This window comes from Crateriforma spongiae, assembly GCF_012290005.1.
GTDB lineage: Bacteria > Planctomycetota > Planctomycetia > Pirellulales > Pirellulaceae > Crateriforma > Crateriforma spongiae.
In genome coordinates this window covers 807,769-822,611 of sequence record NZ_JAAXMS010000002.1, presented here as the reverse complement: position 1 = coordinate 822,611, position 14,843 = coordinate 807,769, and the positions used below count along the sequence as shown (strand labels likewise).

The following is a 14,843-nucleotide window of genomic DNA, read 5'->3' as shown; positions in this document are numbered from 1 at the left end:
GGTATTGATTCTTGCGTTTGGTTCACTGGGAACGCAGTTCAGAGAAGAATGCGGGATCGGGCGACTCGGGAAGTGTCGATTTCCAATCATTCAGTTGTTCATTCAGACGTTGTGCGACTTCTTGATTGGACGCCTGGATGTCGACCAGTTCCATTGGGTCTTTGACGATGTCATACATTTCGACATAGGAACCATCGGCGTTGGCCAGCAGTTTCCATTCGTTCTGGACAACACAGTACGACGCCCAGTGGTGTGGACGTGATTTGGACGGTGGCCAAGATGATCGGAGTTTCCAGTACAGCGGTTTGGCGCGTCCCGTGGGGGCGTTTCCGGCCAGATAGGCCGCTTGGCTGATTCCGTCGCCCCGGTACGCATCGGGAAGTTCGGCGTGGGCAATTTCACAAAAGGTTGGCAACAGATCCACGGCCGAGATCATCAAGTCGGGGTCGATCGCACCGGCCCGTATCTTGCCCGGCCAACGTGCGATGAAGGGAACGTTGATGCCGCCTTCGAACAGCGAACTCTTGTAGCCTTTTCGACCCGCGGTGATGCCTTTGGATGCGGCGATCCCGAATCCGGCACCAGTCGCCGTGTCGTAGGTCAATTCCATTGATGTCGGCCTCGATGCGCGTGCGGGGCCGTTGTCGGAACTAAAGATGACCAGCGTGTTGTCCGCAATTCCGAAACGGTCCAATGCGTCCAGCACTTCGCCGATGCGGTCATCGGCGTGGGCGAGTACCGCCGCATAAATTTCGTCGGCTTCGGATAGACCCGCGTCACGAAATTGCCAGCGGTACTTTGGAATCACGTGAAACGGCGTATGGGGTTCGTGAATCCACAGGTTAATGAAGAAGGGTTGGTCGTTTTGATTCGCTTGTTCGATGAACGCGATGGCACGATCGGCGTCGTCGTGGACCGGCATTTGTTCGCCGGAGCAATTGAATGCACCGTGGTCGTCGTATCCATAGACGCCTGGCGACGGAGAGTCCGGGATCATGTCGTTGGACAAGTGCCACTTGCCGTAATGGGCCGTGGCGTAGCCTGCTGATTTCAGCAATCCGGGTAAGGTCGTCGCATTGGGATCCAACCAATCGGGCATGTTGCGTTTCGCATTGCTGGGCACCCAAGCGAAATGGCCGTCGATGTTGAAGCGTGCGGGAAACCGACCGGTCATCACCGCCGTGCGACTGGGCGAACAGACACCACTGGCGACGGTGAAGCGGTGAAAGTCGGTGCCCTCTCGCGCCAGGCGATCGATGTTTGGTGTTTCGACATAGGGGTGGCCGTGGCATCCCAGATCGCCCCAGCCCCAGTCATCAGCAAAAATGAACAGGATGTTGGGGCGCTCGTCAGCGGATGCTGCATGTGCGGTTGGCAATGACAACATGCCAAACGTCAAGCTAGTCACGATCACAAGTATCGATCGTTTGGGTGACATTCGTTGATCCTGCTGTGATGGGTGATCGGACCGGTCGATGACGACTTTGGTCTTTTAAGTATCGACGTGAAGACGGAGACGCATTTTGATCGACCGTGGTTGTGGTGGGGTCAAAGATTGCGTCAATCACGTAAGGGATCGCGACACCGATCGACTATTTGGAATCGCGGTGTTTGGTGCGATACACGCCTGGGGTCAATCCGGTTTCGCGCTTGAAAACCGCACTCAGGCTTTCTTTGTGGGCATAGCCGGCTTTGGCCGCGATCTGTTCCAGCGTCATGTCGGTTTCACGCAGCAGTTGTTTGACACGATCAAGTTGCGTCGCGGTGATCATCTCGTGCGGTGTGCGTCCAAGTTCTTCACGAAACCGTCGTTCCAATTGCCGGCGCGACAGATTGGAGATTTCTGTGATGTCGTTGACGTTGATTCCCTGACAAGCGTTCTGGCGAATGTATCGGCACACCTTGGCCAGTTCGACATCGTCAACGGCAACGACTCGGGTAGATTCACGCTCGGACACATGGCACGGCGGAATCAGTTCGACTTCGCGGTCCGGCGGATGCCCGGAAATCATCTGGTGAAGGATCTCGGCCGCCCGGTATCCGACGCGTTCCGCATCGGGTCGGACACTGGACAACGGTGGGTCGCACATCAGACAGATCGCGTCGTCGTCGTCCACACCGATCACGCCGACATCATCCGGGATCGAAATACCGATACCGCGACACGCGTTCAAAACTTGCTGGCCACGGATGTCGTTGCAAACAAACAATCCGGTGGGACGCTGCAACTTGGAAAGCCATTCGGTCAAGGGTTTGGTGTCGGACAGACCTTGGCATTCCAGCGTGGTCAATTGGCTGCCCAGCTTGCCTTCGGATTGATAGGCGGTGAACGGGCACCCGGATTGCTGGACGCAAGCACGAAACGCATCCAGACGAGTTTCGGAATAGGTGGCAAAGCGGAAGCCACAGTACGCGAATCGTCGAAAGCCCCGGTTCCACAAATGCTTGAACGCCACTTCGGCGACACGGTGGTTGTCGGTTTCGACTTGGGGAATGCCCGAAAACTTTCGGTTGCAGCGGACATCAACGATCGGGACACCCAACTTGCGAAGCGGATCGATCACGTGTCGATCGACGCGAGCGATCACCCCGTCGATTCGCGAATCAGACATCCACGGCGGAACGGTGGAATCCAGCATCATTTCTTGATGAAGCAACGACCAGTGGACTTGCGTGCGGGCGTAGTAGGCGACGCCGCGCAGCAGTTCACGACCGTACGCGCGTGACGCTTCGACGAGCAGTGCGATTTGCGGGCGACGTTGTTCAAGCATCGGGCGGGATGACGGGCGGAGCTGCGCAGCGGTCGTTGGCTTTGCGGTCCCCCTGTCACGGGCGGTGAAAGGGCGTGCTAGGCTAGGAAAACCGGTTCCGAATCGGCCGGTCCGGCCCTGCGTCCAACGCCGCGGGCCACCCCCATGCTAGTTTCTTTGCGAGACACAACGAGATGTTGACCAAGATGATCGAACCAGAACGCGTCATTCTAACGCTGGCGGGTCTGTTGCTGGCAGCCGCCGGCGGACAAATCCACGCCGATCCCCCGACCGGTTTTCCCTATCAGTTTCCAGACCAGAAGCCCGACTTGCCGCTGAGCGCCGCCATGGAGCGGAATTACACGGCCTACCCGGCGCCGCGACCGGAGAACAACGAGCTGTTCACGCAGTTCAAGTACACGCGTTTGAAGGGCTTTGATTACAACGGCCACGACGGAACGATTTCGCGTCGCGATCCATCCAAGATCATTGCGGTCGATGGAAAGTATTACGTCTGGTACACCAAGCGTGACACCCCCACACCGCCACAAGGCGCGGGCAACAGCACCGATGTGATTCCGTCGGCCGATTGGGATCTGGCCGACATCTGGTACGCAACCAGCGAAGACGGTTTCGTTTGGAAGGAACAAGGCGTGGCTGTGCCGCGACCACCCAAGCCGAACGTGGGTTGGCGATCGGTGACCACCACCGACATCTTGGTGTGGAAAGGAAAGTACTACCTGTATTACCAAGGCTTCATGGAAGCCAGTGGAACCCGCGGCGATGATTGTCCGGTGTCCGTTTCCTGGGCTGATTCACCCGATGGCCCTTGGCATCCGACTCATAAAATCGTCATCCCCAACGGCCCGCCGGGGCAGTGGGATCAGTATTCGATTCATGATCCTTATCCGCTGGTGCACAACGGTAAGATCTATCTGTACTACAAGTCCGACAGCAACGGTGATCCCTACATTCGCATGCACGGTTTGGCCATCGCCGATGACCCGTTGGGGCCGTTCACCAAGCATCCGTTGAACCCGGTGGTCAATTCAGGCCACGAGACGACTTTATTCCCGTTCAAGAAAGGAGTCGCCGCGCTGGTTATCCGCGACGGCAATGAACACAACACGGTCCAGTATGCCGAAGACTGGGTCAACTTTGAAATCAAATCGATCGTGGAATTGATGCCCAACGCGGGCGGCCCTTTTATCAAAGATGCCTTCACCGATACCGATGACGGCCGCGGTATCACTTGGGGACTTTCGCACTTCACCAACGCCACGGGAAATTGGAAGAAGAATCACGCGATTCTGGCCAGGTTTGATTGTGATCTCAGTCGCGATGTCGATGACCCGTCGATGAAAAAACACCACGTCTATTTCAAGCCGGAGATTCACTTCCAACAAGGCTTGAACAAGGAACAGCGTGCACGTATCGACGAAGAAACTAAGGCGAATCTGTTGCCTTAGACTGGTGGGTGGCCGGGACTTCCAACAAGACGTCCATGGGCGGGCCGTGTCGTTGTAACGTATCGCCGCTTTGCCGAATCCACTGATTCAGCAAGCGACGATGCCGGCGTTTGACCGCTTCATAGCCGGGGTCGGCCGCTAGGTTGCGTTGTTCGGAAGGATCCGATTCCAGGTCGTAAAGCTCTTCGGCGGGACGGCGATGGTATTCCCGCAGTTTCTGTGCGACCTCGGGATCCGATTTCGCCTTGGCGATCCATGATTTCCACATCGCGTGACCTTCGGCCGATGGGTTATGGTCCGTCTGTGTCGTGAAATTCCATTCGGGCACGACATTCATCACGTATCGGAAACGTCGGGTCCGAACACTTCGCAACGGGTAGGTGTGATGGGCCGCTGATGAGTTGGTTGAAAAGACGGTTTCGCGATGCTGGTCGGTCTGTCCCCGCAGCAGGTCGGCGAAAGACCGACCATCAATTTGGCCGGAACCAAACCCGGCGGAAGGCGGCTTTCCGCCGGCGATTTCGATCAGTGTCGGCAAGATGTCGACGAACGAAATCAGCGCGTTACTTTTCACGCCTGCCTTGGTAACGCCTGGCCAGTGGACCAAGAACGGGACACGCAAACTGTAGTCGTAATTGTTCCACTTTCCGTAGGGCAGTTGCGCACCATGGTCACTGGTAAAGATGACGATCGTGTCGGATCCCAGGTGTTGCTTCGTCGCCCGCAACACCGCGGCCAACTGTTGGTCCATCCGCTGAACATCGCTGTAGTACCGGGCCAGATGAAACCGGGTTTGCGGCGTGTCGATCAATTGCTGATGCGGCGTCAACTTGGCGGGATCGCAGTTGGAATCCGGGGTATCGGGCCAGGGAACATGCGGGTCTTTGATGCCGACCATCATCAACAGCGGTCGGATGCCCTTTCGGTTGGCTAAAAATTCGTCGACCATCTGCGTGTTTTCAAATGAAAAGCGGCGATCGTCCACATCGAATCCGGCACGCTTATCTTTGCCGTGGGTGATCTTTCCAAAGCTGGCCACCTGATAGCCCAAGTCTTTGAAATAACGTGGCAGCTGTTTGACGTCGTCACGAACCAGCGAGTGATTCGGTTCAGCACCATTGCGGAATGGCATCAGCCCCGACAGCAATGCACCACGCGATGGTGCACAGGTGGGGGACGCCACGTACATGCGATGAAATTGCATGCTTTGTTCAGCAAGTTCATCCAATGCAGGGGTCTGCACGTCCGGGTTTCCCATGAATCCGGCGTCGAGATATCCCAAGTCATCGGCAATGACAAAAACAATGTCGGGAGACTCTTCGGCATCGACGCCGACGGACAGCATCGTGAACACCAAAGCGGCAATCATCCAAATGCGGTTCGGTGTCGGTGTTGGGTTCAATGAAGACTTCATGGCGGGCGGTCTTGTGTTCATGTTCGATGGAAAGGAAGCAGCAGGTGAATTAGTGAGGATCGTTCAGCCAAACGTCCAATTGCTGATTCAATGATGCTTTCAGTTCCGCGTACGATGCGTCGCCGGCCAAGCTAGATAGCTGACGCGGGTCAGCGTCCATGTCGTAAAGTTCCGTCGTTCCGTCTTGGTATCGCAGGAATGCATGCCTGGCCGTCCGCAAGCCATGATTTCCTTTCATGTACGTGAAGACGACTTCGTTGCGTACCGGGTCGGCGTCGGCGGAATTGAGCAGCGGAACCAGGCTGTGACCGACCTTGGGACCCGGTAGCGGCACGTCGGTCAACTCGCAGATCGTCGGGTACAGATCGTTCAGACTGGCTAGCTGGCGACGCGGCGTTCCATCGCAGGCGTCGGGGTTACGCGGGTCGCGAATCACCAGCAGCACCCGATTGGCTTTCTCCCACACCGCTTGTTTGGCGACGTGGTATTTGGGGCCCAGGTGGTACCCATGATCGCTCCACACCACCACCACGGTGTTGTCGGCGTATTCGGATTTCTGCAGTCCATCCAAGATGCGTCCGAGACAAGAATCGGCGAACGAAACACAGGCCAAATAGGATTGCACCAGCGCTTTCCATGCCTGTGTTTCGACGCTAGGGCCACCGACCGTTTTGGCATGATCCATGATCATGCGGAACTTGCCGCCACGGTAGTCAGTGAAACGTTCGGCTCCCGGTGGCAAATCTTTCAAGTCGTCGACGATGGTGCGCAAATTGTCGGAATTCAAACCCGTCATTTCTGTTGTCGGGAATCGATCGAAGAATTCTCCCGGTGCATAGAACGGCAGGTGAGGACGGAACAGGCCGGCGGCCAGAAAGAAAGGTTGATCCGACGGCAACGCGATTCGTCGTTCGCCCAAACGGCCACGCGCCGCGGTCGCCGTTGCCGAACCGGCTTCCAATACTCGCGCAATGAAGTCCGCCGTTTTCCAATCGCCGGTTTCCTGTTGTGGTTGGTGCCCACGACCAAACTGCATCAAACCGCCATTGGGTGGTGAAAACCGACCCGGCTTGCCCGCGGCACCTTGCGCATGATTGACCCAGGCATCCCATGAATGCCTGGCATCGGCCCAGTCGTCCTTCAATGCACCGTTGCGATCCCCAACCGCTTTATGAAAGATCTTTCCGGCGCCAGCGGTGAAGTAGCCGTGTCGACGCAACTGTTGCGGCAAGGTGACCACGTCGGACAACGTGGGATACAGTCGAAAGTGGCGGTCGTGCAAATAGTATCCGGAAACATGTGGCGCGACCCCGGTCATCAAAGAGGTGCGCGATGGGCCGCACAATGCAGCGGCACAGTATGCACGCACGAACGGAGATGATTGCTTGGCCAATCGATTCAACGTCGGCGTCAGTCGGCCGGCTACCTGCCGCCGAACCTCTGGATCGGGGTAAATCACTTGCAGAAAATTTCCAGGTTCCTCCGACGCGAACCCGCTGAAATCGTTCAAGTCATCGACGGCGATGAACAGAATGTTCGGTCGCCCGCGCGATGCTTCGGTGGTATCGCCGTGGCACGGGCACTGGGACGCGATGCTGACCACGATTGTCAGCATCCCTGTCACAAGTCGGGCGACAGATCGCCAAGGGAAGATCCAATACATCACGGTGCGGTTGGGGCAGGCTGGGGAAGGGGATTCGAAGGTCGGCGTAACTTGGTGTCCAACCGGTCGGCTGGTGGTGCGTCAAATTTCAATTGTCGAGAGGCGAACGTCATTTTTCGTTCGCCGAAGGAATCGGTACCGGCTGATTGCCGGCATTGTCGATGAGGTGCGGCGGTTTGCGGCTCATGTGGTGTTGGGTTACCGGCGGCTAGCGCCTTGCCGCTTACGTGGTGTTGGGTTACCGGCGGCTAGCGCCTTGCCGCTCATGTGGTGTTGGTTTGCCGGCGGCTAGCGCCTTGCCGCTTATGTGGTGGTGGGTTACCGGCGGCTAGCGCCTTGCCGCTTATGTGGTGGTGGGGAACCGGCGGCTAGCGCCTTGCCGCTCATGTGGTGTTGGGTTGCCGGCGGCTAGCACCTTGCCGCTCATGTGGTGGTGGGTTACCGGCGGCTGGCGGTTTGCCGCTCATGTGGTGGGTTACCGGCGGCTAGCGCCTTGCCGCTCACCTCTTGAGCCGAAATCCAGTTGCACCACCGGGTTGTATACGTTGGTCGGGGCAGGCCATCGACATCCGGCTTGTCGGCAAGTTTGACGATCGGGCTTCGCGGACAATGTAGATCCGGGCATTCGCTTGGCAAACGATTGTCGACAATTTACAATCAGGGTCGTGGCGATCGTCCGGGAATCGGGATGCTTCGTCACAGCCCACCTAATCTGGCCCCACCTTATGACGATTTTGACTCAGGAGATCTTCACCATGAGTGGATCCGTTCGTCCCGCCCCGCCCAGCGATCTGGGCACACCATCGCCGAAGACTCGACACCACGTCGCCCGGTCCTTCGCCGCCTGCACCCAAGGCCTTCGCTGGTCGATGGCCAGCCTGGTGGTGGTCGTTGCTGTCACCGCATCCGCCCAGGACACGGTGTATCCGTATGGTGTGCCGGCGGAGAAACCCGACATGGAATTGAGCGCTGCGATGGAGCGGGCTTACGAGCAGTACATCGCCCCGTCGACGTGGGACAACGAACTGTTCACCAAGTTTCGGCATTCGCCCATCGAAGGTCTGGATTATCACGACGGCGACGGAACGATTTCACGTCGCGATCCTTCCAAGATCGTCAAGGCGAACGGCAAATACTACGTCTGGTACACGCATCGCAGCACGCCGACGCCGCCCCGTGGTGCGGCGGGTGGAACCGATGTCATTCCGTCGACCGACTGGGATCTGGCCGAAATTTGGTATGCCACCAGCACAGACGGTTTCACTTGGAAAGAACAGGGTGTTGCCGTCAAACGTCCGCCGAAGCCGCAAGCGGGCTGGCGTTCGGTATCCACTCCCGATGTCTTGGTTTGGAAAGGCAAGTACTACCTTTTCTATCAAGCGTTTTTGGAAATGTCGGGGACTCGCGGTGACGATTGTCCGGTCACCGCATCCTGGGCTGATTCACCCGATGGGCCCTGGCATGCGGTCGGTAACGTTGTGATTCCCAACGGGTCGAAAGGGCAATGGGACCAGTACTCGATTCACGATCCGTACCCTCTGGTTTATAAGGGAAAGATCTATCTGTACTACAAGTCCGAAGCGAACGGGAAGCCACGACCGGTTCGCTTTACGGGCCTGGCGATCGCCGACAATCCACTGGGCCCCTACACCAAGCATCCGTTGAATCCGGTGCTGAACTCGGGGCATGAAACGGGGCTGTTTCCGTTCAAAGAAGGAATCGCCGCGATGGTGATTCGCCACGGGAACGAACACAACACGATTCAATACGCACCCGATGGCGTCAATTTTCAAGTGGCTTCCAGCGTCAGCCTGATGCCCATCGCATCGGGCCCCTATGTCCCCGATGCATTCGATGGTAACGACAACGGGCGTGGCATCACCTGGGGACTATGCCATCACACCGGTGCCGGAACGAAGGACAAGAAACACAGCATCCTGTACCGTTTTGATTGTGATCTGAGCCTGGATGTTCACGATGAGTGGATGAAGGAGCCCGAACATTGGTTTCCGCCGGAGGTCTACTTTCATAGCCAAGTCAATGCGGGAAAGCGAAAACAGCTGATCGACGCGGCCGAAAAGGATTTGGCGGAATAGCTTCGGTCGCCGAAGGTCATCGGTTTGGCAGACCGGCGCGTGGGTCAGGCGTCGGTCGCCGAGCTGATGTTTGCCGGTCGTGTGCCGCTGTCTTTGGACGGCTGAACGCTTTCCCAGGTGACTTGCCGGTTGAAAGCTTTCTGAATCGATTCGGTGATTGCCTTCAATTCGCCGCCCCGGTGCATCGCGGTGTCCAGGCACCGGTTCCGCGCACGCGACCCGATTTCCGCGCTTAGCGGTTGCGAATCCTTCTGAACAAACCCGCTCATCAACAAGGCCTTGGTCAGACGCTGAACACGATCGGGATCCAATGTTCGTTCGGTTCCCAGCGTTTCGCAGCACAGATCACTCAGTGCGTTCAGTTGGGCGTCTATTTCGGGGTTGCAGTCGTTCATCGGTGGGTACCTGCGGTATTGGCCAGCGGCATTTCAGGTCGTCCCTGCCGCGAAGGGAGGCTCGTGCCAGCGGCGATTGGGCAGCATGCTGGCGTGGCTGTCACGTGTCGCCGACATCATTCGTTTGTATGGCAGCCATAAGTCGTCTGCATTTGCCGGGCCGATTGAGAACCGGTCGGGCCGAACTGGCAGGCCGTCGCCGCAGGTGGAGGTGTGACGACGGCGGCGCGCCATCGGGCCAACATTGCCGGAACTCATTCCGATCCGTGCTGTTTGACCATCTTGTTGTAGATGCCCAGCAGCAGAAAAGTCGGGGCCCAATTTCCGACAAACAGAGATTTTTGTTTCTGTCCGGTCGCTTGCAGAAACATCGACAGTGCGATGGAACCGCCCGCGGCAAGTAGCCAAGTATCCGAAGGCAACTTGGCGGTCTGTTGCTCGATCGACTGTGTCAAATAGCCTTCGCTGGGTTGCTGGTTGCCTGGTTCGGGCAAATGGGATGTTTCGTTCGAGCGATTCGCGTGAGCTTGGCTTTCGCGGTCCACGTGAGCTTGTTTTGCAATGGTCGACATCAAAGTCTCCTGAAGTTGTTATCGGTGGAATCTGGATCGACAGATTCTGGATTTCAAAACGTAAGCGAAGCAAAGTCGCAACTGGCGCGCCACGCGGTGAAAACGTTGCGGACGGCGACGTGCAGACGGGTAATCCAGCGTCTTATTGATCCTTGAATCGATGGGCAGTTGGTCTGGAACGGTCCAAGTGCTCGTAAAGCGATCAACATGGGCATGAGTCGAACATTGCCGGTTCACGGGTGCATGAACTTCGATGTGAACAATTGTCAGTGGCGCCGTTGGTGTGGCGGTGTGCACTGATCGTGCATTGGAACGGTGATTGCATCCAGTGATGCCTGTGACGGTATGGGGGATCCCTTTGACCCAATGCCGACCAAAATATTCCGCCCAGGACACCGTTGGCTTACATCTAGTCTGTTGAAAAGGTGGATTTCTGGGCGTCAAACCCAAAGCCGCCAGGAGTCCCAATAATGACCACGATTGATATGCCCAACGCCCAGTCTATTCCCCTTCGCCCTGCTGGTTCGACAATGTCGGCCGTCACGTACGAAGACTACGGCGATGCGTCTGTCTTGAAGTCGTCGACGGTGGACGTGCCGCACCGTCGACCGGGGCAGTTGCTGTTGCAGGTGGTGGCATCCAGCGTGAACCCTATCGACTATCGAATGCGGCAAGGTGAGATGCGGGCGGTGCTGCCCGGAGGCTTTCCTCGCATTCCTGGATATGACGTGGCGGGGTATGTCGCTGACAACGGTGGGGACGGCCCCTTCCAAGTTGGTGATCGCGTGATTGCGTTTTTGAAACATTTAACCGGCGGGGCTTCGGCGGACTACGCGACATGCGCGGTCCATTGTGTGGCAAAGATTCCTGATGATTTGCCATTTGACGAGGCTGCGGCGATGCCGTTGGCTGGGACGACAGCCCTGCAGTCGTTACGTGATCACGCAAAAATGCAGGCGGGAAATCGGGTCTTGGTCAATGGTGCCAGTGGAGGTGTCGGCATGTTCGCTGTCCAGATCGCCAAAGCGTCTGGGTGTCACGTCGATGCGGTGGCCAGTGGTGACAACGAAGCGTATTGTCGTTCGCTCGGTGCGGACGGCTTCATTGACTACACCCAAATCGATTTCACCCAGACCGGACAGACGTGGGACATCATTTTTGACGCTGCAGGAAAGTCGAGCTATTTCCAAGCACGGGCGGCCCTGGCGTCCGGAGGGCATTACGTGTCGACCGAGCCGAATCTGTCGGGCTTGGCGGTGTCATTGCTGACTTGGCCGCTTTCGAAGTCCGGCCGGATCATGCTGGCAAAACCGAACGGCGAAGACTTGTTGCAGCTGATCGATTTGTACCGGCAATCAAAACTGAAGATCACCATCGATCGTCACTATGGTTTGTCGCAACTGGCCGATGCCCATCGGCGGGTCGAACAGGGCGTCGATCGTGGCAAGGTTGTCGTGATGAATGATTCGATGTAAAGCGTTGATGTCCATGAATTTCACTCGTGCGAATCGTCCTTCGATGGACGAGACTCGGGTGCAATGTGTCGATCGGATTCGCCAACGCGTTGTGAATTCCGACGATGCCATCGTGCGATGCAGCGTTCAAGGGCACCCACGATTCCTAACACGACCAAGCCTCCCACCGTGACGACGATTGCCAGGCGGGTCTGGCCGATGGCGGCGGCGACACCAATTCCGGCGGTCAAATAGATCGTGGCCGCGGTGGTCAACCCTTCAACGCCTTCGTGTTGATCGTGCACGATGGTGCCGGCGCCTAAAAAGCTGATGCCGACCACAATGGCTTGCAAGACACGGATCGGGTCAGATCGCAACAACTGATCGGGCTGCTGACCCTGGAAATCGTCAAAGATTCGCTGGCTCAGCAGCATCAGCATCGCAGATCCCGCAGCCACGATCATATGCGTGCGGATTCCTGCCGGTTTCCCCGCAATCTCCCGTTCCAGTCCTAGAAGGAATCCCAGACCGGCTGCGACCGCGATTGGGGCCATGTCGAACCATGTCATTCCTGGGGTTCTCCTTTGTCGTGGGGGCAATTGAACGTCGGCGGTAGAAACAATGCCGGCTGCAAGTCATGTTCCCACCGCCGGATGGTCACGGTTGGTGCGACTGGCGCGCGATGTGCGACGTCTGGGTTTCTTGAAGTTTTCTGCGGGGATCCGCTGGCTCCGTTGCCAGGTCCCCGATCAAACCACCAACAATTTCGAAGGGAAATTATCTCTGATGAATAGTCAATCGCTGCAAGGAAAACGAATCGCATTTCTGGCAACCGACGGTTTTGAACAAGTCGAATTGACCAAGCCATGGCAGGCTATCCAAGACGCCGGTGCCGAGGTTGTTCTGGTTTCTCCCAAAACAGGGCAAATTCAAGGTGTCAACCATGACGAGAAGGCTGACAAGTTTGATGTCGACTTAAGCGTCCATGATGCATCGGCCGAAGACTTCGACGGCTTGGTTTTGCCCGGTGGTGTGATGAACCCCGACGCACTGAGAACCTGTGATGTCAGCGTCAGTTTCGTTCGTGACTTCTTTAAGCAGCACAAGCCGGTTGCCGCGATCTGTCACGGACCGTGGACGTTGGTGGAAGCCGACGTGGTTCGTGATCGAACGGTGACGTCATGGCCCAGTTTGAAGACCGACCTGGTCAATGCCGGGGCTCAATGGGTCGATGAAGAATGCGTTTGCGATCAAGGGTTGGTGACCAGCCGAAACCCTGATGACTTGCCCGCGTTCTGTGACAAAGCCATCGAGGAATTCGCCGAAGGTAAGCACGCGGCGCAAACGGTCTGAAACACCGACATTTGATCGGTCGTCGCCCACGTCGTGGCGGCGATCCGCGGGCGATCATCGTGCTGGCACGGCGATTTCGAACATCAATTGGTCCAGGTCATGACCAGTCCGCCTTCGGTTCGTTCGGTGTCATAGTCGTCATTGTCAGTCGCGAATCGATCGTGGCCGGCAACCAAAGCAATCTTCAACCGTTCGCTGCACGCATACTGCAGCCTGCCGTGCAGTCGCCAAAAGAACTCGTCCCGCGATACCGGTCCGGTGAAATCTGCATAGCTTCGATACCCCAGTCCCAGTGTGGGTATCAGCGACCAGCGGTTTGTCCAGTGGTAGGTCATCGATGCGTGTGTGTTGAACGACCAATACCGGTAATCATCACCGACAGTATCGGCACGTTCCAAATCGACGCCGATCGCATAGGTGGGCAATCGTTTCCACCGGGTTCTGGAAAACCGGCTGATCCCTGTCGTGTAGGTCGTTCCATCCAACGATGTCTGTGTGGGCAATGATCCATCATCGCGGAAATCGGAATCTGCCAGGGTCAGGTACAGATAGTACGCATCGAGGCTGGGCAAAATCGTCGTCGCGGATAACGTTCCTGCCAAACGATCACCCACCGTCGATCCATCAAACAGGTCTCGGGAATAGACCGTTTCCAATCGAAAGATGGTGTCGGACTGACCAACCGGTCGATCGTGTTCGACAAAGACACCGGGTTGAAAGCTGGCCAGATTGAACTGTGAAAACGCCGATTCGTTCAGCGTGAAATATCCACGAAATAGCGGGCCCAAACGCATCGCGTCGCGATTGACGATCTTCCAGTCGACGTCGGGGCTGGCGAAACCTTGAAAGCTGGCACTATCGGATTGAGCCAGTTCGCGACTGACGGGGGTCAGGGTGATGTTGTCGTTGTACAGCAATCCCGTTTCCAAGTACCACCGAATCGGCGAAGTCGGTTGACCGACGGCTTTCGCTAACTGGTCTTCCGCTTGTTTTTCGAGTTCCAGTTTCCGAGTTTCAACGTCATCGGAACCATCAAACGTCTGGATTTCGTACGAAGCCAAACGCATTGATGAACCATCGACATCGTCCGATGAATCTGTCGTGATGGGTTCTGGGCGGTTGTTCCGGTCGTTTGGTTCGCTAACGGCTCGTATTCCCTGAGATCGCAACTGATCGGCATAGTGGCTTTTCGGGGCGATTTCAAAGACGCGCTGGAAGTGATGGTTGGCAGCCACGGGATCTTGCGTGGACAGGTATTGGCCCCGGTCGAAATGGGCGGCCGCGTTGTGCTCGTCCAGCGATACCGCTTTCAGGAAGGACTGTCCCGCGTCATCGGTCATGCCCAGCGTGTCTTGCAATCTTCCCAGAGAACGCCAACCATCGGAATGGTTCGGATTGACGGCCACCTTGTCTTGCAACATGGCAAGCATCTTTAATTGTGCCGGAGTCGGCGTGTCTGTGTCGTCTGCTTGCACCGGAGACCCGATCAGGCAACACGCCGTGAAACTGAGCAAGAGCGCTCGCAACAGTCGCATGGTGTCGTGACGATCAACCGATCGTGCATGATGCATTGCCGAGACGGAAACACGAGTGGCCAAGCGTGGCGGCGCCGCAAAATTTTCTGATCCGGCCAAGGGGAAATCTCAAACACGTGCGTATTGATGAAAACTTTTCGCG

12 protein-coding genes are annotated in these 14,843 nt (G+C 56.9%); 4 read left to right on the top strand and 8 right to left on the bottom strand.

The window, feature by feature from the left end; genetic code table 11:
• Window positions 1–22 precede the first annotated feature (22 nt).
• Both HFP54_RS07210 and HFP54_RS07205 read right to left on the bottom strand, forming a co-directional pair.
• Window positions 23–1,387 carry a sulfatase family protein gene (locus HFP54_RS07210; RefSeq protein WP_168564743.1) on the bottom strand — a complete coding sequence of 455 codons (1,365 nt, stop codon included), beginning with the start codon at window positions 1,385–1,387 and terminating at the stop codon, window positions 23–25.
• A 205-nt stretch (window positions 1,388–1,592) separates the two neighbouring features.
• Window positions 1,593–2,771 (bottom strand): AraC family transcriptional regulator, encoded by a 1,179-nt coding sequence (locus tag HFP54_RS07205; RefSeq protein ID WP_168564560.1) that lies wholly within the window; start codon window positions 2,769–2,771, stop codon window positions 1,593–1,595.
• 173 nt (window positions 2,772–2,944) lie between these two features.
• On the opposite strand from HFP54_RS07205, the gene HFP54_RS07200 reads away from it, so the two are divergent.
• Entirely contained in the window at window positions 2,945–4,219 is a 1,275-nt protein-coding gene (locus HFP54_RS07200) for a glycoside hydrolase family 117 protein (protein WP_197135742.1), read from the top strand.
• Here HFP54_RS07200 and HFP54_RS07195 read toward each other — a convergent pair.
• Together HFP54_RS07195 and HFP54_RS07190 are read right to left on the bottom strand one after the other, a co-directional pair.
• Entirely contained in the window at window positions 4,197–5,633 is a 1,437-nt protein-coding gene (locus tag HFP54_RS07195; protein WP_168564559.1) for a sulfatase family protein, read from the bottom strand. The two genes, HFP54_RS07200 and HFP54_RS07195, sit on opposite strands and share 23 nt — an antisense overlap.
• A 49-nt stretch (window positions 5,634–5,682) precedes the next feature.
• On the bottom strand, window positions 5,683–7,248 hold the full coding sequence (locus HFP54_RS07190; RefSeq protein ID WP_168564558.1) for a sulfatase: 1,566 nt from the start codon (window positions 7,246–7,248) through the stop codon (window positions 5,683–5,685).
• Between the two features lie 917 nt (window positions 7,249–8,165).
• Between HFP54_RS07190 and HFP54_RS07185 the strand changes: the two genes are divergently transcribed.
• Entirely contained in the window at window positions 8,166–9,392 is a 1,227-nt protein-coding gene (locus HFP54_RS07185) for a glycoside hydrolase family 117 protein (protein WP_168564742.1), read from the top strand.
• A gap of 44 nt (window positions 9,393–9,436) precedes the next feature.
• On the opposite strand, the gene HFP54_RS07180 is transcribed toward HFP54_RS07185, so the two are convergent.
• Complete coding sequence (locus tag HFP54_RS07180) at window positions 9,437–9,787, bottom strand: hypothetical protein (protein WP_168564557.1); 351 nt, start codon at window positions 9,785–9,787, stop codon at window positions 9,437–9,439.
• A gap of 254 nt (window positions 9,788–10,041) precedes the next feature.
• Window positions 10,042–10,359, bottom strand: coding sequence for a hypothetical protein (locus HFP54_RS07175; RefSeq protein WP_235951315.1), 318 nt, complete (start codon window positions 10,357–10,359; stop codon window positions 10,042–10,044).
• A gap of 470 nt (window positions 10,360–10,829) precedes the next feature.
• Between HFP54_RS07175 and HFP54_RS07170 the strand changes: the two genes are divergently transcribed.
• Complete coding sequence (locus HFP54_RS07170; RefSeq protein ID WP_235951314.1) at window positions 10,830–11,834, top strand: NAD(P)-dependent alcohol dehydrogenase; 1,005 nt, start codon at window positions 10,830–10,832, stop codon at window positions 11,832–11,834.
• Between the two features lie 20 nt (window positions 11,835–11,854).
• Here HFP54_RS07170 and HFP54_RS07165 read toward each other — a convergent pair whose 3' ends face one another.
• Window positions 11,855–12,382: an MgtC/SapB family protein gene (locus HFP54_RS07165; protein ID WP_168564556.1), complete on the bottom strand. Its 528-nt coding sequence runs from the start codon at window positions 12,380–12,382 to the stop codon at window positions 11,855–11,857.
• Window positions 12,383–12,599: 217 nt separating this feature from the next.
• Here HFP54_RS07165 and HFP54_RS07160 point away from each other — a divergent pair, with 217 nt between their 5' ends.
• Window positions 12,600–13,166 (top strand): type 1 glutamine amidotransferase domain-containing protein, encoded by a 567-nt coding sequence (locus tag HFP54_RS07160; protein WP_146410356.1) that lies wholly within the window; start codon window positions 12,600–12,602, stop codon window positions 13,164–13,166.
• A gap of 83 nt (window positions 13,167–13,249) precedes the next feature.
• Here HFP54_RS07160 and HFP54_RS07155 read toward each other — a convergent pair whose 3' ends face one another.
• Window positions 13,250–14,701, bottom strand: a complete 1,452-nt coding sequence (locus HFP54_RS07155; RefSeq protein WP_168564555.1) for a tetratricopeptide repeat protein — start codon at window positions 14,699–14,701, stop codon at window positions 13,250–13,252.
• Window positions 14,702–14,843: the final 142 nt, after the last annotated feature.